The organism is Pseudomonas sp. SDO5215_S409, assembly GCF_054071325.1.
The window spans coordinates 1-21,559 of record NZ_JBSVWN010000025.1; the positions used below are offsets into that span (position 1 = coordinate 1).

Here is a 21,559-nt window from a genome sequence, read left to right on the forward strand (position 1 = left end):
TTTTCATGAAGATCAAGAATGACTTTCCCGGTAATCCGTGAAGAACCAAAAAAAACCGCTCGGATGAGCGGTTTTTTTAGGCCTGTTGTTTCTCGGAGCGGCCTGCCAAGAGGCTTGGTTCTTCACTGCTACCCGCCAGGGCCGCCTTGAGAAAGCGTTGTTGGTTGGCGGTAGGCGAGTTGGGCAGCAAAGCTTCACGGGTCTTGGAGGGGGCTTTGCGGGCCGCGGGCTTGTCGATGAGTGATCCCATGTAAACCTCCTGAGTGAATCTGGTTTGAACGTGTCTGGCGGTACTATGTACGATCCAGTTCGACCACCAGTCTGCCACACGCGTCGAACGAAAAGCCCAGGTCGCGATAAACGGGGATTGCACCCGCTGCGGGCTCCTGAATTTCTATCCATCGGCTGCCAATGATTCTGGCGTAGTGCTCCACTGCAATCATCGTCAAGGCGCCAATCCGGCTTTTCAGCGGGTGGGCTTTACCCCGGCTGGCCTTCAATAGAGCTGGTAGCGCAAGAAATCATGTTTTTTTGGCATGGGTCATCATGGGGCAAGGGCACCCGTAGGGGAGCACGTGGGTTTTGCTCAAGGCTAGGCACACCCCCCATGAATGTCCTTAGTGGCCTTTTGGCAAAGCCGTTGCTGTACATGTCAGCGCAGTGATCGCCCCCGCGTAGTCACAGCACAAAACGCGTCACCAACCCGTTGAGGTCCACCGCCAGCCGTGACAGTTCCTGGCTGGCTGCCGATGTCTGGGTGGCGCCTGCGGCGGTCTGTGTCGACAGGTCGCGAATGTTCACCAGGCTGCGGTCCACTTCCCGCGCCACCAGTGCCTGTTGCTCGGCGGCGCTGGCGATGACCAGGTTGCGCTGGCTGATCTGGGTGATGGCCGCGGTGATTTTTTCCAGGGCATTGCCCGCGCTGTTGGCCCGTTGCAGGGTTTGGCCGGCGTGTTCAGCGCTGCTGTTCAGGGCGCCGACAGTGTCTTGGGTGCCTTGCTGGATACCGTTGATCATCTGCTCGATTTCTTCGGTAGAGTCTTGGGTGCGTTGCGCCAGTGAGCGCACTTCGTCCGCCACCACGGCAAAACCGCGACCGGCCTCACCCGCACGCGCCGCTTCAATCGCGGCGTTGAGCGCCAGCAGGTTGGTTTGCCCGGCGATCCCGCGAATCACTTCCAGCACTTTGCTGATGTCTTGCGCTTGCACCGCGAGGCCCTCGGCCTTGGTCGAGGCACCGAGCACTTCATCCACCAGGTTCTGGATCGAGTCGATGGTTTGGCTGATCTGATGGTGGCCGTGCTTGCTGTCTTCATCCGAGGCCTTGGAGGCTTCGGCGCTCGAGACCGCGTTGCCCGCCACCTCATCCACGGCTGTGCTCATTTGCGTCACCGCCGTGGCGGCCTGTTCGATTTCATCGTTCTGCGCTTGCAGGCCCCGGGTGCTTTGCTCCATCACCGAGCTCATCTCTTCGGCGGCAGACGCCAGTTGTTGCGACGACTCGCCAATGCTACGGATCGTGTCCTGCAGGTTGCTCTGCATGGTGGCCAAGGCGGTGAGCAGTTGCGCCGGTTCATCCTTGCCGCTCACGGTGATCGGCTGGCTCAGGTCGCCGGACGCAATGGTGCGGGCCGCCTCAAGTGCCTGGGCGAGCGGGGCGGTGATGCTGCGGGTCAGCAACCAGGCCAGCGCCAGCGTGGCGATCAGCGCGATGACAATGATCAAGCCGACGATCCATTGCGCATCGGCGTACATCTGGGCGGCCGATTCGGCGGCGGCCTGAATGCCGTGTTGATTGAATTCGATCAACCGCTCCAGGCTCTGGTTAAGCAGCGTGCCCTGCGGCGCCAGTTTGTTGTTGAGCATGTCCAGGGCGTCTTGCTGTTGGTCCAGGTCCACCAGGCGCACCATTTGGTCGACGATGGCCATATAGGTGGCTGCGCCCGCTTGCACCTGCTTGAGCAGGTCACTCTCCTGATCGTCTGCCAGCAGTGACTCGTGCTGCTTGAACAGGTCGTTCAGTTCGGCGCGCTGTTTGCCGATGAGGATTTTGCTGTCGTCGCGTACCCGGGACTCGTCCGTGCTCACCAACCGCAGGCCGGCCAGGCGGATGCTGGCGATGTTGGCTGCGATGTCGTGGGCGCTCTCGATACTGGGCATCCACGAGTCTTCGATGACGACCGCACTTTCACGCAGTTTGGCCATCTGCCCCAGGCCAAACAGGCCAACCACCACCAACAGAATGGCCAACACGGCAAAGCTCAAACTGGCGCGCAAACCGATCCGCATGTTCCTCAATGACATCTCAATGCTCCTTGGGCGATTAGAACTGTTCCCGGATCGGTCTTTTGACCTTGTTAGGCTGGGAGTGGGCGCGCTATATAGCAAAGTGCTACCAGTCTGGTAATCAGGGTTTCCCTTAGGCGCACACTTGCGCCTGCGGGCGCGGTGCGCCTTGCGTCAGGTGAGGCGCAGCCTGGAGCGGCCCAGGATCGACGCGAGGCCACGCCCCGCAAGGCTTGCCGATAAACATGCGCAGTGAAGAGTGCCGGACGTGGCGAGGCGTTTTTGACCGGCTGGTCGGGTTAAAGAAATCATAAAAAAATGTACAAAATGACGATCTGCTGCGCTGCAGTGCCCGAAATGACCCTTTTCCTGCCTCTGGACACTGACTAAGCTCATCTCACCCCCCACTGCCCGTAGAGGTTTTTATGCCGCAGCCCACGCCAGCGCTCGACATTGCCCGCCTGATCCTTGAAGGGTTCGATGACTACCGCGAACACTTTCGCCAGATCACCGACGGCGCTCGCGAGCGGTTCGAGAAAGCCTTGTGGCAGCAGGGGCAGGCAGCGTCGGCGGCGCGCATCAACCTGTATGAAGACAAAGTGGCTGAAGTGACTGCGCGTTTGCGGGCCGCTTTTGACACGGCCGTGCTGCTCGACATCGCCCTGTGGCTCCAGGTGAAAAGTGCCTACATCGGCCTGATCGACCGGCGGTTTGACGATGAGTTGTCCGAAACCTGGTACAACTCGACGTTTTGCGGGTTGTTCAGCCACGACCTGATCAGCGACACCTGCATGTTCATCCACACCACTCGGCCAAGCTCCCGCCAGCCCCGGGCCGCGCAAACCCGTACCTATAAGCCGGACGGCCAGTTGGCGGTCATGCTTGAGCAGGTGTTTGCCGACTACTGCTTCAGCGAAGCCTACGCCGACCTGCCGGGCGACCTGCGGCGCCTGGAGGCGCAACTGCGGGAAAACCTGCCGGACTGGGTGTGCAAAGACCCGGACCTGACCGTCGAGCTGTTTTCGTCGGTGCTCTACCGCAACAAAGGCGCCTACCTGGTCGGGCGCCTGTACACCCACGACGAACAATGGCCGCTGGTGATCCCGCTGCTGCACCGCGAAGGGCGTGGGATCCAGATCGATGCCCTGATTACCGACGAAGCCGAGGTGTCGATCATCTTTTCCTTCACCCGGTCCTACTTCATGGTGGACGTGCCGGTGCCAGCCGAGTTCGTCGGTTTTCTCAAGCGCATCCTGCCCGGCAAGCACATTGCCGAGTTGTACACCTCCATCGGTTTTTACAAGCACGGCAAGTCCGAGTTCTACCGGGCGCTGATCAACCACCTGGCGAGCACCGACGACCGCTTCATCATGGCCCCCGGTGTGCGCGGCATGGTCATGAGCGTGTTTACCCTGCCGGGCTTCAACACGGTGTTCAAGATCATCAAGGACCGCTTTTCACCGTCCAAAAACGTCAACCGCGCCACGGTGATCGAAAAGTACCGGCTGGTGAAAAGTGTCGACCGGGTCGGGCGCATGGCCGACACCCAGGAGTTTGCCGACTTCCGCTTCCCCCTGAGCAAATTCGAACCGCAATGCCTCGCCGAGCTGTTGGAGGTGGCCGCCGGTACGGTCGAGGTCGAGGGCGACAGCGTGCTGATCCGCCACTGCTGGACCGAGCGGCGCATGACCCCGCTCAACCTGTACCTGGAAAGCGCCAGCGACGCCCAGGTGCGCGAGGCCCTGGAAGACTATGGCCTGGCCATCAAGCAACTGGCGGCGGCCAATATCTTCCCTGGCGACATGCTCTTGAAAAACTTCGGCGTGACCCGCCACGGCCGCGTGGTGTTCTACGACTACGATGAAATCTGCTTTCTGACCGAAGCCAACTTCCGGCATATTCCGCCCCCGCGTACCCCCGAGGACGAAATGGCCAGCGAGCCCTGGTACTCCATCGCTCCCCAGGACGTATTCCCCGAAGAGTTCCCCCCGTTCCTGTTCGCCGACGCAGCCCAGCGCCGCCTGTTCGATGAACTGCATGGCGAGCTTTACAACGCCGACTATTGGAAAGGGCTGCAGGAAGCCATTCGGGCCGGCAAAATCATCGACGTCTTTCCGTATAGAAGACGGGGGCCGCTGTAGGCTGCACGCCTCAAGTGGCCAGCGAACGCCGGGCCGCTTGAAGTGTGAAGCTTGCCGCTCCCCGCTGTTTTTCTGCCACAATCCCCGCCCCCGCATAACATAGCCAACTTGCACGCACCTGATGACTGACCAAGCACCTGCATTTGACCAACTGCTGAAAAACCTCGATCACGCCGCTCTCGCCGAACGTCACCGTTTGCGGCGCCAGTTGCTTGAGCTGCGCAAGAAGCCTGACGAGGACAAACTGGCGCAGTGGGTCACGCGGATGCAGGCCTCCTGTGCCCAGGTGACGGCGCGCCGCGACAGCGTGCCGAGCATTCGTTATGACGACAGCTTGCCCATCGCCGCCAAGCGTGACGAGATCAAGGACGCGCTGCAAAAACATCAGGTGCTGATCATTGCCGGTGAAACCGGCTCGGGTAAAACCACCCAGTTGCCCAAGATCTGCCTGGAAATCGGTCGCGGGCAATTCGGGATGATCGGCCACACCCAGCCGCGCCGAATCGCCGCGCGCAGCGTGGCCAGCCGAGTAGCAGAAGAACTGGCCACGCCGCTGGGCTCGCTGGTGGGGTATCAGGTGCGCTTTGAAGACCAGAGCGATTCCAACACCCTGATCAAGTTGATGACCGACGGCATCCTGCTGGCAGAAACCCAGAACGACCGCTACCTGGAACGCTACGACACGATCATCGTCGACGAAGCCCACGAGCGCAGCCTGAACATCGACTTTTTGCTGGGCTACCTGAAAACCCTGCTGCCGCGTCGTCCGGATCTGAAAGTCATCATCACCTCGGCCACCATCGACCTGGAGCGTTTTTCCAAGCATTTCGACGATGCGCCGATTGTCGAAGTGTCGGGCCGTACCTTCCCGGTAGAAACCTGGTATCGCCCGCTCACCCTTGAGCAGGACGAGGAGGGCAACCGGGTCGAGGATGACTTGACCGTCGACCAGGCGATCCTCGCTACCCTGGACGAAATTGCCGCCTACGAGCGCAGCGAACGGCGCAGCCCCGGCGATGTGCTGGTGTTTTTGCCCGGCGAGCGCGAGATCGGCGACGCCGCCGAGATGCTGCGCAAGGCCCAGCTCAAGCACACGGAAATATTGCCGCTGTACGCACGCCTGTCACCGGCCGAACAGCAGCGGATTTTCCAGTCCCACCCGGGCCGGCGCGTGGTGCTGGCGACCAACGTGGCAGAAACCTCGCTGACCGTGCCGGGCATTCGTTATGTGATCGACAGCGGCACCGCGCGCATCAGCCGCTACAGCTACCGCGCCAAGGTCCAGCGGCTGCCCATCGAGGCCATTTCCCAGGCCAGCGCCAACCAGCGTAAAGGCCGCTGCGGCCGGGTGGAGCCGGGCATTTGCGTGCGGCTGTACAGCGAAGAAGACTTTATCGGGCGCCCGGAATTTACCGACCCCGAGATTCTGCGCACCAACCTCGCCGCCGTCATCCTGCTGATGCTGCACCTGCGCTTGGGCGAGATCACCGACTTCCCGTTCATCGAGCCGCCGGACGGCAAAGCCATCAGTGACGGTTTCAACCTGTTGCAAGAGCTGTCTGCGGTGGACCGCAACAGCCAGCTCACCCCGCTGGGCCGCCAACTGGCGCGGTTGCCGGTGGACCCGCGCATGGGCCGCATGTTGCTCGAAGCGGCCAAGCTGGGCAGTTTGCAGGAAGTGTTGATTGTGGCCAGCGCCATGTCGATCCAGGACCCGCGCGAGCGGCCGCCGGAGCGCCAGCAAGCCGCTGACCAGGCGCACGCGCAGTGGAAAGACGTGGACTCGGACTTCGCCGGGCTGGTCAACCTGTGGCGCGGCTTTGAAGAACAGCGCCAGGCACTCAGCGCCAGCCCGTTGCGCAATTGGTGCCGCAAAAACTTCCTCAATTACCTGCGGCTGCGCGAGTGGCGTGACTCCCATCGCCAACTGAGCCTGATCTGCCGCGATCTGCAACTGAGCCTCAATAAAGAGCCGGCGGACTATCCCAAGCTGCACAAGGCGGTGCTTTCGGGTCTGCTCAGCCAGATCGGCCAGAAGACCGAAGACGGCGATTACCTGGGCGCCCGCCAGCGGCGTTTCTGGATTCACCCCTTGTCGGGCATCGGCAAGAAGCGCCCGCAATGGCTGATGACTGCCGAACTGGTGGAAACCACCAAGCTCTATGCGCGCATGGTGGCCAAGATCGACGCCGACTGGATCGAGCCGTTGGCCGGGCACTTGATCAAGAAAAACCACTTCGAGCCGCACTGGGAGAAAAAGCGCGGCCAAGTCGTGGCATTTGAGCAGATCACCCTGTTTGGCTTGATTGTGGTGGGTCGCCGGCCGGTGCATTTCGGGCCGATCGAGCCGGTGGTGTCTCGCGAGTTGTTTATTCGCGAAGGCTTGGTGCGTGGCGAGATCCAGTCGCGGGCCAAGTGCCTGGCGGCCAATCAAACGCTGCTCGAACAGCTCGACGAGCTGGAAGCCAAGGCGCGTCGGCGCGACATTCTGGCCGATGAAGAAACCCTGTATGCCTTCTACGATGCCCGCCTGCCCGCCGAGATCCACCAGACGGCGACGTTTGACAGCTGGTACAAGACCCATAGCCAGAAAGACCCGCAACTGCTGATCATGCGCGAGGAAGACGTGCTGGCCCGTGAAGCCAGTGAAGTCACCGCCGCGCATTATCCCGACACCTTGCGCCTGGGCGACCTGGCGCTGGCCTTGAGTTACCACTTTGAGCCCAACCACCCCCGCGACGGCGTGACCCTGCGCGTGCCGGCGCCGTTGCTGCCAGCGCTGCCCGCCGAGCGCCTGGAATGGCTGGTGCCCGGGCTGCTGGAAGCCAAGTGCATCGCGCTGGTGCGCAACTTGCCCAAGGCCTTGCGCAAGAATTTTGTGCCGGTGCCGGACTTCGTCAAGGCGGCGCTGGCGCGTATCGATTTCGCCGAAGGCTCGCTGCCCCAGGCGCTGGGCCGCGAGCTGCTGCGCATGACCGGCGCGCGGGTCAGCGACGAGGCCTGGAGCGAGGCGGCGCAGCAGGTGGAAAACCACCTGAAGATGAACCTGGAAGTGGTCGACGGCCAGGGCAAGTTCCTGGGCGAAGGCCGCGATCTGGCCGAGCTGACCGCACGGTTTGCCGAGGCCAGCCAGGCCGCGCTGGCGGTGCCGCAGACCGCGAAAAGCCAGCAGCCGGTGGAGGCCAAGGCGTTTGCCGCGGTGGCCGAAACGACGCAACAGAAGATCGCCGGGTTGTCGATGACGGTGTATCCGGCGTTGGTGGAGGAAAACGGCACGGTCAAGGAAGGGCGTTTCTCGACGGCGGCCGAAGCCGAGTTCCAGCATCGCCGGGCGTTGCAACGCTTGCTGATGCAGCAATTGGCCGAGCCGGCCAAATTCCTGCGCGGCAAGTTGCCAGGTCTTACAGAGCTTGGGCTGATGTACCGTGAGCTGGGGCGTATCGATGCGTTGGTCGAAGACATGCTGCTGGCCAGCCTCGACAGCTGCGTGCTGGACGGCGAAGCCACGCTGCCCCGCGACGGTGCCGGGCTGGCGGCGCTGGCCGAGCGCAAGCGCGGCAGTTGGACCGAGCATGCCGAGCGGCTGGCGCGTTTGACCCTGGACATTCTCAAGCTGTGGCACGGCTTGCAAAAACGGTTCAAGGGCAAGATCGACCTGGCGCAGGCGGTGGCCCTCAACGACATCAAGCAGCAACTGGGCAACCTGGTGTACCCGGGGTTTGTCCGGGAAACCCCGGCGGCGTGGTTTAAAGAGCTGCCGCGTTTCCTCAAGGCGATCGAACTGCGCCTGGAAAAACTGCCGGGCCAGGTGCAGAAGGACCGGGTCTGGAGCACCGAGTTGGGCGGCCTTTGGGCCCAGTACCAGACTCGGCTGAACAAGCATGCTCAGGAAGGCAAGCACGACCCCCAGTTGGAGCTGTACCGCTGGTGGCTGGAGGAATACCGGGTGTCGCTGTTTGGCCAGCAGTTGGGCACCCAGGTGCCGATTTCCGACAAGCGCCTGAGTAAGCAGTGGAGCCAGGTCGAGGCCTGACGTTAAGGCCCGCCCGCGTGGGTTATGCCGTCAATGGCGCCAAATCCCGGGCTTTATGGCAAACTTCGCCGCTATAAATACCGGGCTTGCCGGGGCGTGATGGTGGTGCCCCGGTGCGATGGAATAAAGCGTTTCCGGTTTTGTGTCGGATTCAGGGCATAAAACCACTTGCGGTTTGGTACGACATTACCAATACCTTCTGTCTGAACAGATTTAGAGGAACGACCGTGCATAACGTCGTCATCAGCGGCACAGGCCTGTACACCCCGGCCAACAGCATCTCCAACGAAGAGCTGGTGCAGTCTTTCAATACCTACGTGCAACAGTTCAACGCCGACAATGCCCAGGCCATCGAGCGTGGTGATGTCCAGGCCCTGACCGAGTCCAGCGCCGCCTTCATCGAAAAGGCCTCGGGTATCAAGAGCCGCTTCGTGATGGACAAGGACGGCATTCTGGACCCCGCACGCATGAAACCGCGCCTGCCGGAGCGTTCCAACGACGAGTGGTCGATCCTGTGTTTCATGGCCGTGGAAGCGGCCAAGCAGGCCTTGCAGCGCGCCGGCAAGACCGCCGCCGACATCGACGGCGTGATCGTGGCCTGTTCCAACCTGCAGCGGGCGTACCCGGCCATCGCCATCGAAGTGCAGGCTGCGCTGGGGATCGAAGGCTTTGGTTTTGACATGAACGTGGCCTGTTCGTCGGCGACCTTTGGGATCCAGAACGCCGCCAACAGCATCCAGCTGGGCCAGGCGCGGGCGATCCTGATGGTCAACCCGGAGATCTGCACCGGCCACCTGAACTTCCGTGATCGCGACAGCCACTTCATCTTTGGCGATGCCGCCACCGCCGTGATCCTGGAACGCGCCGACCTGGCCACCTCCCAGCACCAGTTCGATGTGGTCAGCACCAAGCTGTTGACACAGTTCTCCAACAACATTCGCAACAACTTTGGCTTTCTCAACCGCACGGCGGAAGAGGGCGTGGGCGCGCCAGACAAACTGTTCGTGCAAGAAGGCCGCAAAGTCTTTCGTGATGTCTGCCCGATGGTCGCCGAATTGATCGGCAAGCACCTGGCGCAAAACCAACTGAGCGTGACCGACGTGAAGCGTTTCTGGCTGCACCAGGCCAACCTCAGCATGAACCATCTCATCGTCAAGAAGCTGCTGGGCCGCGAAGCGTCGGTAGAAGAGGCGCCGGTGATCCTCGACACCTACGCCAACACTAGCTCGGCAGGCTCGGTGATTGCCTTTCACACCTACCAGGATGACTTGCCCCCAGGCAGCGTCGCGTTGCTGAGTTCGTTTGGCGCCGGGTATTCGATTGGCAGCGTCATTCTGCGCAAGCGCTAAGCTTCGCGTGGCGGGCGCAGGCCTGCTAACAGCAATCTCGCAAGGAACCTGAGAGCGGTAGGCGTGGTTCAGGTTTTTTGCGTTATTGTGTCGGTCATCGCGAGAGAGCTCGCTTCTACGGCGAGTGCTTGCCAGTCATCACGAGGTTTATCCATGGCGGTAGCGGACGACGCGCATCTGCTTGAACGACTGCTCAAGGGCGAGCAGAAGGCTTACAAGGAACTGGTCACCACTTATCAAAGCGCAATGCGCGCTGTGGCGTATGCCATCGTCGGCCAGCGGCATGCCGATGAAGTGGTTCAGGACGCCTGGCTGTCGGTGGTCCGCAACCTGTCTCGCTTTGAGGGGCGCTCCAGCCTCAAGACCTGGTTGCTGACGATCACCGCCAACTCTGCAAAAGGCCGTTACAAACAAAATCGCCGCGAAGTGCTGCTCGATGACCTGCCATCCCCCCACGGCACCATTGGCGATGACCGCTTTGTGCCGGATGACGGCCATTGGGCCGTCGCGCCGTTCGCCTGGCACCAGGACACGCCCGAGGCGCTGTTGACCGAGGATGAATTGCGTAAATGCCTGGAGCACACCCTGTTGAGCTTGTCCGAATTGCAGAGCAGTGTGTTGCTGCTGCGCGAACGTCAGGGGCTGGAGTTGGAGGAGATTTGTAATCTTTTGACCCTCACGCTCTCCAATGTCCGTGTGCTGCTGCATAGAGCGCGGCTTAAAGTCTTTGCCACCGTGGAGCATTTTGAGGAAACCGGCGAATGCTGACCTGTAAGGAGCAAGTGGCGCGGTCCAGTGATTATCTCGATGGGCAATTGACCTTTCGCGAGCGCCTGATTGTGCGTCATCACTTGATGTTCTGTCCCAACTGCCGGCGTTTCATTCGCCAGATGCGGTTGTTGCAGGCCACCTTGAAAATCATGCCGGAGGACCCGGTGAAAGACGTCGATGCGTTGGCCGAGCGAATGGCGACCGCCCGAGGCAAGGGCGAGGTTTAAGCCGCACGCCTCAAGCTGCAAGCCCTTGAAGCGTGCAGCCTGAAACGTGCAGCGGTCCCCTTAGAACTTCGCTTCGGCGTCCAGCTGAAGCGTGTTGGTGTTGGCATTACGCTGGGTACGGCTGGAGAAGTCAGCCTTGGTCAGGAAGTACGTGGCGCCCAAGGCAAAGTTCTTGTCGATGTCGTAGCTGACTTTGAACTTGTGGCCGCGCGAACCGGTGGTGCCGTTGGCGAAGTCCGAGTCGGTGAAGGCGCCTACTACAGCGTTACGCTGGATATCGCGGTAGTTGTAGTCCAGGTTGAACCCGAAGACTTTCGATTTGGCACCCAGCAACCAGGCGGTGTCCTGATCGGTGGTGGTGTCGTTGTTCTTCACGTACTGACCGTAGAACGCCAGGGGCACGGCCAGCCCGCCGATTTCGGCCTGGGCAAAGCCCTCGTACAGGCGGAACTCGTTGGTGGAGTTGCCGTTGACGGCCAGGGCGCACGGGGTGCTGGTGCCGGTGCAGCGGCTGTCCTTGTCGTTCTGGTAGGCGTAGATGCTGCCGCCCAGGGTCATTTTCAGGTTGTCGGTGACCGAGAAACGCGTGCCCAACTGGCCGGATGTCAGGCGCAGGTCGTGACGGAACTGCACGCCGTCGCCGTCGACGTTGTCCTTGAGGCTGTAGTTACCAATGCTGCCGAACAACTCGGCGCTGCTACCCAACGGGTATTTGTAGGTCAGTGCCAGGCCTTCCGGGTTGATGTCGCTGTCCCAGATCACATCGCCCATGTTGACCCACGGCTGGAGCATCTTGCCGCCGATCACGTGCAGGTTCTTGATGGCGTCCGGGTGGTAGTCGATGTAGCCCAGGTCCAGCCAGATCTGCTTCTTGTCGAAGTAGTTGTCCAGGTCCTGGTTGGTGGAACGGGCGTCGTCCCCGCCGCCGGTGGCGATCCGGATGCCGGTGTCCACTTGGGAGTTGATCTCGGTGTAGGCACCCAGGCGGGCACGGATGCGCTGGCGATCTTTGTCGCGGCCACCGTTGTTGGATTCGCCCTGAATCTTCACGGTTTCCTGACGTACGCGCACGTCACCCTTGAACTGCGTCTTGGCCGCCCAGGCCAGCTTCTGGTCGAAGCTGCTCAGTTCGTTGGTTTTTTTAGCGGTGGCAGCGATCTGCTCGTTGGTCTCTTGTTGAGCTTGCTGTGCGATCTGCTTTTCCTTCTGGTCCTTGGCCAATTCGGTTTGCAGTTCGGTGTACTGCGCCGCGGTGATCTGACCGTTGGCCTTGAGCATGTCGAGCAATTTAGCGTCGACTGCAGCGCTGGCCGGTACGCTCAGGGCCAGCAACAGGCCGCCGCACAGGACTGCCGCAGTTTTAGTGGAAGCAAGACGCATATCAATCTCCGAAAGTGAGGAGGGATGGCAAACCATCCAGGACACAACCGACCGTTGACGGACGGAAAAATAGCCGCCGGGTATAACCAGGCGCTCTAAAAACAGGCGTCAGTATCACCAGCGTTTATTACGAGGTGGTGGCTAAGTGATTTCATCTAGATGACAAAATCTTCATGAAGGAACTATCGACACATTTGTGTGCCCGGCGATTTGCGAGTGTGTCGCCCCCCGGGATAAGCGATACTCGTCAGGTTTTCACGCCACTCAGTAGTGAGGATGTCGATGCCGTTGCAACGCCTTCAAAGCCTGTCAGAAATCGCCCCGCACACCTGGGATGCCCTGGTGCCGCAGACTCAGCCGTTTGTACGCCATGCTTTTTTGAGCGCACTGGAAGACAGCGCCAGCCTGGGCGCGCGGTCGGGTTGGCAGCCTGAGCATCTGCTGCATGTAGAAGGCGAGCGGGTCATCGCGGCGTTGCCCAGCTACCGCAAATGGCATTCCTACGGCGAGTACGTGTTCGACCACGGCTGGGCCGACGCCTGCGAACGGGCCGGTATCGACTATTACCCCAAGCTGCTCACCGCTGTTCCCTTTAGCCCTGTGAGCGGGCCGCGCTTGCTGGCGGCCAACGCCGCCGACGGCTTTGAACTGCTCAAGAGCCTGCCCGGTTACCTGGAAATCGAGGGGCTCGGCAGTGCCCATATCAACTTCACCGACGCTCTGGCCGATGACGCGCTGGCGGCCCAGCCCGGCTGGTTGCAGCGCCTGGGCTGCCAGTTTCATTGGCAGAACCGCGGTTATCGCGACTTCCAGGACTTTCTCGAGGCCTTGAGTTCGCGCAAGCGCAAACAGATGCGCAAGGAGCGCGAGCAAGTGGCAGGCCAGGGCATCGATTTTGAATGGTTGCAGGGCCATGAGTTGAGCGAGGCGCAGTGGGATTTTGTCTACGCCTGCTACGCCAACACCTACGCCGTACGCCGGCAGTCGCCTTACCTGACACGGGCCTTTTTCAGCCTCTTGGCCGAGCGCATGCCCGAGGCCATTCGGGTGGTACTGGCCAAGCAGGGCTCACGGCCGGTCGCGATGGCGTTCAGCCTGGTGGGGGGCGACAGCTTCTACGGCCGTTATTGGGGCTGCCTGGCCGAGTTCGACCGCCTGCATTTCGAGACGTGTTTTTATCAGGGCATGGACTACGCCATCGCCCACGGCCTGCAACGCTTCGACGCGGGCGCCCAGGGCGAACACAAATTGATCCGCGGGTTTGAACCGGTGATCACGCATTCCTGGCATTACCTGCGCCACCCAGGGCTTAAGTCGGCGGTGGAGGACTTCCTGGCGGGCGAGCGGGCGGGAATCCTGGCGTATGCCGAGGAAGCGAGGACAGCCCTGCCATACCGGCAGGGATGAAGAGGGTTGGCAAAACAGTGATGCCGTCGATCGTTCGGTAGATGCCAAGGCGGGGTTGGCTGCCTATAGTGTATGTACAAAAGTAAATACAGGATGCATCATGCGTTTTGAATGGGATGAATCCAAAAACCAGGCCAATATTCGTAAACATGGCATCGACTTCCACGACGTATCCGATATTTTCCAGCACCCTATGTTGTCTCAGCGAGACGAGCGGGCCAACTATCAGGAAGATCGCTGGGTGAGTATTGGCTGGATCAAGAGGTTGATCGGAGTGGTCGTGTACACCGAACGACATGGCGATGTGATCCGCATCATATCCGCGCGAAAAGCAACCAAGCAGGAGGCCAAATACTATGTCCAAACCATCGAAAACTGACTGGGAGCGCCTTGCCAACATGGACGACCGGGACATCGATACCAGTGAAATCCCGGAGCTGGGCGAAGATTTTTTCCGGCGTGCGCAGTTGCGTGTCCCCGTGAAGCAAGCAGTGACTATCCGTCTGGACGCCGATGTTCTGGAGTGGTTCAAAGGGCAAGGGACGGGCTACCAGACACGTATCAACCAGCTACTGCGTCAATACATGCAGGCGCATCAAGGGTAGATAGAAGCACTGAGCGAGAACAGCCCTGCCATACCGGCAGGGCTGAACCCGTAACACTCAGTTGCCTTCTTCCTTGCCCAGCCATCGATAGGCAAACCCACCCACCACCGCACCCAGGATCGGCGCCAGCCAGAACAGCCACAACTGCTGGAGCGCCCAACCGCCCACGATCAGCGCAGGCCCGGTACTGCGGGCCGGGTTGACCGAGGTGTTGGTGACCGGGATCGAGATGAGGTGGATCAGCGTCAGTGCCAGGCCGATGGCGATGGGCGCAAGGCCCGCCGGGGCGCGGCGGTCGGTGGCGCCGAGGATGATCAGCACGAACATCGCCGTCATCACCAGTTCACAGACCCACCCCGCCGCCATCGAATACCCGCCGGGCGAATGCTCGCCGTAGCCGTTGCTGGCCAGGCCCGAGGCCAGTTCGAACCCCGGTTTGCCGCTGGCAATGAAGTACAGCAATGCCGCGGCAACGGTGCCGCCGATGACTTGAGAGAGGATGTACGCCGGTAACTCCCTGGCCGGAAATCTTCCGCCCACTACCAGCCCCACTGAAACTGCCGGGTTGAGGTGGCAACCGCTGATATGCCCGATGGCGAATGCCATGGTCAGCACTGTCAGCCCGAAGGCCAGGGCCACGCCCAGCAGGCCGATCCCTACTGCGGGAAACGCGGCGGCCAGCACCGCACTCCCGCAACCACCCAGTACCAGCCAAAACGTGCCTAAACCCTCCGTGACTGAACGTTTGAACAAAGACATGCATCCCGTCCTTGATAGATCGCTCTATCGCCTAGTAAATCGATGACGCTCCCTGCAGATTTACTACAGGATCCTTCTGGATCCTGAGGTTGATTACAGCAGGGTTACGCCACAAATCCAGGGCATGAAAAAGCGCCAGGGCCCTTTGGATTCGGGCGCTGGCGCTGATTGAAGCGGGCAGGCGCAGAAGGTCAGTCGATGCCGACAAACCCGCCGGTCTGGTGCTGCCACAGGCGCGCATACAAACCGCCGTGCGCAAGCAACTCGGCATGGCTGCCGGTTTCGGCGATCCGGCCTTTTTCGAGCACCACCAACCGGTCCATCCGCGCAATGGTCGACAGCCGGTGCGCAATCGCAATCACCGTCTTGCCTTGCATCAATGTTTCCAGGCTTTCCTGGATCGCCGCTTCCACTTCCGAGTCCAGCGCCGAGGTGGCTTCGTCCATGATCAGAATCGGCGCGTCCTTGAGCAGTACCCGCGCAATGGCGATGCGCTGGCGCTGGCCGCCAGAGAGTTTCACCCCGCGTTCCCCCACGTGCGCATCCAACCCGGTGCGCCCTTCGGCGTCCGACAGCAGTGGAATGAACTCATCGGCCCGCGCTTTGTGCACCGCGGCCATCAGTTCCTCGTCGGTGGCCTGCGGCTTGCCGTACAGCAAGTTGTCGCGGATCGAACGGTGCAGCAGCGAGGTGTCCTGGGTGATCATGCCGATCTGTTCGCGCAGGGTTTCCTGCGCCACGTCGGCAATGTTCTGACCGTCGATGAGGATGCGTCCGCCCTGTAGGTCGTACAGGCGCAGCAGCAGGTTGACCAGGGTCGATTTGCCCGCGCCGGAGGGGCCGATCAGGCCGATCTTTTCCCCGGGTTTGATGTTCAGGTCCAAGCCGCTGATGATTCCGCTCTTTTTCCCGTAGTGGAAATCCACCTGCTCAAAACGTACGTCGCCGTGGGGCACTTGCAGGCGTGGGGCGTTTTCCCGGTCGGTGACGGAAATCGGCTGGGCGATGGTTTTCAGGCCGTCCTGGACCATGCCGATGTTCTCGAAAATGCCGTTGACCACCCACATGATCCAACCGGACATGTTGACGATACGAATCACCAGGCCGGTGGCCAGCGCGATGGCGCCCACCGAGATCAGTGACTGGGTCCACAGCCACAAGGCCAGGCCGGTGGTGCCCACGATCAACAGACCGTTCATGCTGGTGATGACCACGTCCATGCTGGTGACCACGCGGCTGGCCAGCTGGGTTTTTTCGGTCTGCTCGACGATGGCTTCCTTGGCGTAGTTCTGCTCGAAATGGGTGTGGGCGAACAACTTCAAGGTGGTGATGTTGGTGTAGCCGTCGACGATACGGCCCATCAGTTTGGAGCGCGCCTCGGAGGACACCACCGAACGGTCTTTTACCCGCGGCACGAAATAGCGCAGGGTCAGGCTGTAGCAGATGATCCAGGCGATCAGCGGGATCATCAGCCGCCAATCGGCCTCGGCGAACAAGACCAGGGCGCTGAAGGCGTAGATCGTCACGTGCCAGATCGCATCCACCGCCGCTACGGCCGAGTCGCGCAGCGAATTGCCGGTTTGCATGATGCGCTGGGCGATGCGCCCGGCGAAATCGTTCTGGAAGAAATTCAGGCTTTGCTTGAGCACGTAGCTGTGGTTTTGCCAGCGAATCAGGCTGGTCATGCCCGGGCTGATGGTCTGGTGCACCAGCAGGTCATGCAGGGCGCCGAAGATCGGGCGCAGCAGCAGCGCGACCACGGCCATCCAGATCAATTCGCCAGCATGCACCTTGAAGAAATCGGCGGGCGGGGTGCCCTGGGCTAGGTCGATGATGCGGCTCAGGTAGCTGAACAGCGCCACTTCGATCAGTGCACCGATCAGGCCGACCACCAGCAAGATGGCGAAACTGGGCCATACCTGACGCAGGTAGTAAAGGTAGAAGGGCAGGACTTTATCGGGCGGCGCGGCGCTGGGGGCGTCGCGGAAGATATCGATCAGTTGTTCGAAACGACGATAGAGCATTGGGTCTGACGCCCGCCAGGCGGGCTCTCCTGTTCAAAGGCGCGCGAGGCCTTGAAGGCATCGCGCAAAACGTCCTGTAAACCTAGTCGATGCGTTTGACCGACTTGATCACGACAGGATCGATAGGCACGTTCTGCATGCCTTGTTTGGTGGTGGTTTGCGAGTTGACGATCACGTCGACCACGTCCATGCCCTTGACCACCTTGGCAAATACCGCGTAACCGGCGTCGCGGCCCGGGTCCAGGAAGGCATTGTCGGCCACGTTGATGAAGAACTGGCTGGTGGCGGAGTTCGGGTCGTTGGTACGGGCCATGGACAAGGTGCCACGCACGTTATGCAGGCCGTTGCTGGCCTCGTTCTTGATCGGTGCATCGGTGTCTTTTTGCGCCATCTGCGCGGTGAAGCCGCCGCCCTGGACCATGAAGCCCGGGATGACGCGATGGAAGATGGTGTTGGTGTAGAAGTTCTTGTCGACATAAGCCAAGAAATTCTTGGTACTGATCGGGGCCTTGACCGGGTCCAGCTCGACTTCGATGTCACCATTGGTGGTGGTGATCAACACGTGCGGCGCCTTGGCAGGCTCGGCGGCCATCAGGTTGGCAGCGAACAGGGCGGTGCCGGCAAGGAAGGCGATTTTTTTCAGCATGGGTCAGTGATCCTGGGTAGTGGTTTCGACTGTCTTCAGAAAATCGAGCAGGGTGTGATTGAACAGTTCGGGTTGGTCCAGCGGCGTGGCGTGGCGAGAATCCTCGATCACCACCAGCCGCGCATCGGGGAGCAGTTTTACATAGTTTTGCTTTTGCGCCACGGGGGTGTAGTCGTGGTCGGCGCTGATGACCAGGGTTGGACAGGTGATCGTCGAGAGTCGTTCCTGCACACCCCAGCCCACAATCGCGTCAAAGCTGGCGAGATAAGCACGTTTGTCGTTTGTTGCCCAGCGCTGGCGCATGGCCTGTCGCAAGTCTGTTTGTTCGGGTTTTGGAAACAGCCGCTCGCCCAAGGCCTTGCCGATGGTGTCCAGGCTCAACAGGCGCGCCAGGCTCCAGCGCTTTGCCCACTGCCAGTAGTCATTGGCACTGCGCACTTTGACTTCGGGCGCGCTGTTGACGATGCACAGGCTCTTGAGGCGTTGCGGTTCGTCCACGGCCAGTTGAAAGGCGATCATGCCCCCCATCGACAACCCCACGACATGAGCGGGCCCCAGTTGCAGGTGGTCGATCAGCGCCACCAGGTCAGCGGTAAAACCTTGGATGCTGTAGCGCTCGCGGGGCTTTTGGGAGCGGCCGTGGCCGCGCACGTCCAGCACCACCAGCCGGTAATGGCGTGACAGCACGGGCACCTGCATTTCCCAGTCCTGGCTGCTGGAGCCCAGGCCGTGAATCAGGATCAGGGGGGCGCCGTGGCCATACTCGGCGTAATACAGGGTGCAACCCTTATGGTCGAAACAGGCCATGGCGAACTCCTTGTTCAGGCTTGGTGCGGTGCGGCGAAGGGGGCGTCCAACGGTGCGGTGTCAAAGGTGCGCAGCAATTCGACGAGGATCTGCGTGGCGGGGCCCAAGGGCTTGTCCTTGTTGGAGTACAGGTAAAACGTGGGGTTGCGGCTGCCGCCCGTTTCCAGCGGTAATTGCTTGAGCAGGCCTTCGTGCATTTCCCGCTCGATGAGGTGGCGGGGCAACCAGGCAAAGCCCAGGCCGCTGCTGACAAACGTGGCGGCCGTGGGCAGGCTGCCGACGGTCCAGCGTTGTTCTGCGCCGAGCCAACCTACGTCGCGGGGCTGTTGGCGGCCGGAGTCACGAATCACCACCTGCATGTGGCCTTCCAGGTCCTGGAAACTCAGCTCACGGTTCAAGCGGTGCAAGGTGTGCTCGGGGTGCGCCACGGCGATGAATTCCACATCGCTCATTTCGGTGCCCAGGTAGCCGGGAATGATAAAGCTGCTGATGGCCAGGTCCGCCATGCCGTCGATGAGCAGTTCCTCGACACCCGACAGGACCTCTTCGCGCAGGCGCACACGGCAGCCGCGGCTTTGCGGCATAAACGCCGTGAGGGCGCGTACCAGGCGGGCATTGGGGTAGGCGGCGTCCACCACCAGCCGCACTTCGGCTTCCCAGCCTTGCTCCATGTGGTGGGCGAGGTCTTCCAACTGGCTGGCGTTCTTGACCAGTTGGCGGGAGCGCCGCAGCAGCACTTCACCGGCGTCGGTCAGCACGGCTTTGCGCCCGTCGATGCGCAGCAGCGGCACGCCGAGCTGGTCTTGCATGCGGGCCACGGTGTAGCTCACCGACGACTGCGAACGGTGCAGCGCTTCGGCGGCCTGAGCAAAGCCGCCATGATCGACCACGGCCTGCAGCGTGCGCCATTGATCGAGGGTAACGCGGGGCGCTTTCAAGATGGGTTCCTCTTGTCCTAAGCTGGCAGCCCGTCATGGAGACTGCCAAATGAAAAAATTCTGTTGTGTGTTGCTGGCCCTGCTGCCGCTGAGTGCGTTGGCCTTTTCCACCGACGTGTCGAAAAAGATCGAAGGGGTGCAGGTCGACTACAGCGCCTCGGACATCGCTGGCGATATCAGCTCCATCCAACTCAATAACTACGGCACCAACGACGCCCAGTGCACGGTGGTCTTCACCAACGGCCCCGAGTCGCCGCGTACCCGCAGGGTCACGGTGCCCGCAGGCAAAAGCACCCACACCACGGTCAAGTTCAACCGGGCCATTATCAAGATGCGCATCGCCCTGACCTGCGCACCGAAATAAGGCGTAAGCGGAGCGCGACTCCAGAAGTACTCCGCTTATGAACAAATTTCTAGATGGGTTATAGCAGTTTTTTATACTTTTTTATCGAACGGGCTCTGATTAATCTTTTCTCCATCGCCTTACAGCATTTACAGATGGAGACTACATAGCCATGGCCCGTGTTCTGATCATCGAAAGCAGCGCCCGTCAGCAGGATTCAATTTCCCGCCAACTGACCCAACAGTTCATCGGCCAGTGGAAAGCCGCCCATCCCGACGATCAGATCAGCGTGCGTGACCTGGCCGTGAACCCGGTGCCGCACCTGGACGCCAACCTGCTGGGCGGCTGGATGAAACCTGCCGAACAACGCAACGCCATCGAACAATCGGCCCTTGAGCGCTCCGATGAGTTGACGGATGAACTGCTGGCTGCCGACGTGCTGGTGATGGCGGCGCCGATGTACAACTTTGCCATTCCCAGCACCCTCAAGGCCTGGCTGGACCATGTGTTGCGGGCTGGCGTGACCTTCAAGTACACCGCCACCGGCCCCCAGGGCCTGCTCACCGGCAAGCGCGCCATCGTGCTGACGGCGCGCGGCGGGATTCATACCGGCAGCAGCACCGACCATCAAGAACCGTACCTGCGCCAGGTCATGGGGTTTATCGGGGTTCACGAGGTGACCTTCATTCATGCCGAAGGCGTGAACCTGGGCGGCGACTTCCAGGAAAAGGGCCTGAACCAGGCCCGGGCCCTGTTGGCACAACTGGCATGAAGCGTTAATCGCCACATAATCGCCGGCTGTTTATATAGCGCCTACGCAACCCTTCAAGTACGCGTACCGAACCTCCCTTTGCACTTTTGCTCCTGAGTGCTGCCGCCCGACTGACGCTTTAGCGAGGTCGGGTTTTTTTTGCCCCGAGTTTCACCGCCCGCCAAAAACCGCTAATGTCGCGCCCACACGAAAAGGGGCGAACATGGGCTATCTACTGGTTGTGACGCTGATCCAGGCATTTTCCTTCAGCTTGATCGGCGAATACCTCGCCGGTCATGTCGACAGTTACTTTGCGGTGCTGGTGCGCGTGGTGCTCGCCGGGCTGGTGTTTATCCCGCTGACCCGTTGGCGTTCGGTAGAACCGGCCTTTATGCGCGGCATGCTGCTGATCGGCGCGCTGCAATTTGGCGTGACCTACGTATGCCTGTACCTGAGCTTTCGCGTGCTGACGGTGCCGGAGGTGTTGCTGTTCACCATCCTGACGCCCTTGCATGTGACCTTGATCGAGGACGCCTTGAACCGGCGCTTCAAGCCGTGGGCGCTGGTCGCTGCATTGGTGGCGGTGGCCGGGGCGGCGGTGATTCGGCTGGACCAGATCACGCCTAACTTCTTCATGGGGTTTTTGCTGCTGCAACTGGCCAACTTCACCTACGCGGCCGGGCAGGTGCTTTACAAACATTTGGTGGCGCGCCATCCAAGCGACCTGCCGCACTACCGCCGGTTTGGCTACTTCTACCTGGGGGCGCTGGCAGTGGCGTTGCCCGCGTTTTTGCTGTTCGGCAAAACCCACTACCTGCCCGAAGCACCGTTGCAGTGGGGCGTGCTGGTGTTCCTGGGGTTGGTCAGTACGGCGCTGGGGATGTACTGGTGGAACAAAGGCGCTTGCCTGGTGAGCGGTGGCACGCTGGCGGTGATGAACAACCTGCATGTGCCGGTGGGGTTACTGCTGAATTTATTGATCTGGAACCAGCATGAGCCGCTGGGCCGCTTGTTTTTGGGCGGGACGGTGATTCTGGTGGCGGTGTGGATCAGTCGGCTGGGGCTCCGTAAGCAGGCGCCCAGCCACTGACC

The 21,559-nt window shown here is 61.0% G+C and carries 19 protein-coding genes; 11 read left to right on the forward strand and 8 right to left on the reverse strand.

Translation table 11 applies throughout. From position 1 onward, the window contains the following. Positions 1 to 76: 76 nt before the first annotated feature. Together ACW9H9_RS14595 and ACW9H9_RS14600 are read right to left on the reverse strand one after the other, a co-directional pair. Positions 77 to 250 carry a hypothetical protein gene (locus ACW9H9_RS14595; RefSeq protein WP_457343914.1) on the reverse strand — a complete coding sequence of 58 codons (174 nt, stop codon included), beginning with the start codon at positions 248 to 250 and terminating at the stop codon, positions 77 to 79. A 428-nt stretch (positions 251 to 678) separates the two neighbouring features. After that, on the reverse strand, positions 679 to 2,304 hold the full coding sequence (locus ACW9H9_RS14600) for a methyl-accepting chemotaxis protein (RefSeq protein WP_457343915.1): 1,626 nt from the start codon (positions 2,302 to 2,304) through the stop codon (positions 679 to 681). 407 nt (positions 2,305 to 2,711) lie between these two features. On the opposite strand from ACW9H9_RS14600, the gene aceK reads away from it, so the two are divergent. The 5 genes from aceK to ACW9H9_RS14625 all read left to right on the forward strand — a co-directional run bounded on the left by aceK (position 2,712) and on the right by ACW9H9_RS14625 (position 10,807). Next, positions 2,712 to 4,427, forward strand: coding sequence for a bifunctional isocitrate dehydrogenase kinase/phosphatase (gene aceK, locus ACW9H9_RS14605; protein ID WP_457343916.1), 1,716 nt, complete (start codon positions 2,712 to 2,714; stop codon positions 4,425 to 4,427). A 121-nt stretch (positions 4,428 to 4,548) separates the two neighbouring features. Next, positions 4,549 to 8,460, forward strand: coding sequence for an ATP-dependent RNA helicase HrpA (gene hrpA / locus ACW9H9_RS14610; RefSeq protein ID WP_457343917.1), 3,912 nt, complete (start codon positions 4,549 to 4,551; stop codon positions 8,458 to 8,460). Between the two features lie 227 nt (positions 8,461 to 8,687). Next, on the forward strand, positions 8,688 to 9,809 hold the full coding sequence (locus ACW9H9_RS14615; RefSeq protein ID WP_457343918.1) for a beta-ketoacyl-ACP synthase III: 1,122 nt from the start codon (positions 8,688 to 8,690) through the stop codon (positions 9,807 to 9,809). A gap of 153 nt (positions 9,810 to 9,962) precedes the next feature. Further along, positions 9,963 to 10,577, forward strand: coding sequence for an RNA polymerase sigma factor (locus ACW9H9_RS14620; RefSeq protein WP_457343919.1), 615 nt, complete (start codon positions 9,963 to 9,965; stop codon positions 10,575 to 10,577). After that, entirely contained in the window at positions 10,571 to 10,807 is a 237-nt protein-coding gene (locus tag ACW9H9_RS14625; protein WP_457343920.1) for an anti-sigma factor family protein, read from the forward strand. The genes ACW9H9_RS14620 and ACW9H9_RS14625 overlap by 7 nt, the downstream gene beginning before the upstream one ends. 60 nt (positions 10,808 to 10,867) lie before the next feature. Here the strand turns inward: ACW9H9_RS14625 and ACW9H9_RS14630 are convergent, their stop codons facing one another. Next, entirely contained in the window at positions 10,868 to 12,187 is a 1,320-nt protein-coding gene (locus ACW9H9_RS14630; protein WP_457343921.1) for a putative porin, read from the reverse strand. 282 nt (positions 12,188 to 12,469) lie between these two features. On the opposite strand from ACW9H9_RS14630, the gene ACW9H9_RS14635 reads away from it, so the two are divergent. From ACW9H9_RS14635 to ACW9H9_RS14645, 3 genes are all read left to right on the forward strand, one after another. Then, on the forward strand, positions 12,470 to 13,594 hold the full coding sequence (locus tag ACW9H9_RS14635) for a GNAT family N-acetyltransferase (RefSeq protein ID WP_457343922.1): 1,125 nt from the start codon (positions 12,470 to 12,472) through the stop codon (positions 13,592 to 13,594). Between the two features lie 100 nt (positions 13,595 to 13,694). Next, positions 13,695 to 13,973 (forward strand): BrnT family toxin, encoded by a 279-nt coding sequence (locus ACW9H9_RS14640; RefSeq protein ID WP_457343923.1) that lies wholly within the window; start codon positions 13,695 to 13,697, stop codon positions 13,971 to 13,973. After that, positions 13,951 to 14,199 (forward strand): BrnA antitoxin family protein, encoded by a 249-nt coding sequence (locus tag ACW9H9_RS14645; protein WP_457343924.1) that lies wholly within the window; start codon positions 13,951 to 13,953, stop codon positions 14,197 to 14,199. The genes ACW9H9_RS14640 and ACW9H9_RS14645 overlap by 23 nt, the downstream gene beginning before the upstream one ends. A gap of 57 nt (positions 14,200 to 14,256) precedes the next feature. Here ACW9H9_RS14645 and aqpZ read toward each other — a convergent pair whose 3' ends face one another. The 5 genes from aqpZ to ACW9H9_RS14670 all read right to left on the reverse strand — a co-directional run bounded on the left by aqpZ (position 14,257) and on the right by ACW9H9_RS14670 (position 19,373). Continuing rightward, positions 14,257 to 14,958, reverse strand: a complete 702-nt coding sequence (gene aqpZ, locus ACW9H9_RS14650; protein ID WP_457343925.1) for an aquaporin Z — start codon at positions 14,956 to 14,958, stop codon at positions 14,257 to 14,259. A gap of 191 nt (positions 14,959 to 15,149) precedes the next feature. Continuing rightward, a complete protein-coding gene (locus ACW9H9_RS14655) occupies positions 15,150 to 16,982 on the reverse strand; it encodes an ABC transporter ATP-binding protein (RefSeq protein WP_457343926.1) in 1,833 nt (610 codons plus the stop codon). Between the two features lie 82 nt (positions 16,983 to 17,064). Then, the gene (locus ACW9H9_RS14660) at positions 17,065 to 17,628 is read right to left on the reverse strand and encodes a peptidylprolyl isomerase (protein WP_457343927.1); all 564 of its coding nucleotides are present in this window, start codon (positions 17,626 to 17,628) and stop codon (positions 17,065 to 17,067) included. 3 nt (positions 17,629 to 17,631) lie between these two features. Beyond that, complete coding sequence (locus tag ACW9H9_RS14665) at positions 17,632 to 18,435, reverse strand: alpha/beta fold hydrolase (protein WP_457343928.1); 804 nt, start codon at positions 18,433 to 18,435, stop codon at positions 17,632 to 17,634. A gap of 14 nt (positions 18,436 to 18,449) precedes the next feature. Continuing rightward, positions 18,450 to 19,373, reverse strand: coding sequence for a LysR family transcriptional regulator (locus ACW9H9_RS14670; RefSeq protein ID WP_457343929.1), 924 nt, complete (start codon positions 19,371 to 19,373; stop codon positions 18,450 to 18,452). 49 nt (positions 19,374 to 19,422) lie between these two features. Between ACW9H9_RS14670 and ACW9H9_RS14675 the strand changes: the two genes are divergently transcribed. The 3 genes from ACW9H9_RS14675 to ACW9H9_RS14685 all read left to right on the forward strand — a co-directional run bounded on the left by ACW9H9_RS14675 (position 19,423) and on the right by ACW9H9_RS14685 (position 21,557). Continuing rightward, entirely contained in the window at positions 19,423 to 19,737 is a 315-nt protein-coding gene (locus ACW9H9_RS14675; RefSeq protein ID WP_457343931.1) for a 3-phosphoglycerate kinase, read from the forward strand. Positions 19,738 to 19,888: 151 nt separating this feature from the next. Beyond that, positions 19,889 to 20,488 carry an FMN-dependent NADH-azoreductase gene (locus tag ACW9H9_RS14680; RefSeq protein WP_457343932.1) on the forward strand — a complete coding sequence of 200 codons (600 nt, stop codon included), beginning with the start codon at positions 19,889 to 19,891 and terminating at the stop codon, positions 20,486 to 20,488. Positions 20,489 to 20,690: 202 nt separating this feature from the next. Continuing rightward, complete coding sequence (locus tag ACW9H9_RS14685; RefSeq protein WP_457343933.1) at positions 20,691 to 21,557, forward strand: carboxylate/amino acid/amine transporter; 867 nt, start codon at positions 20,691 to 20,693, stop codon at positions 21,555 to 21,557. Positions 21,558 to 21,559 lie beyond the last annotated feature (2 nt).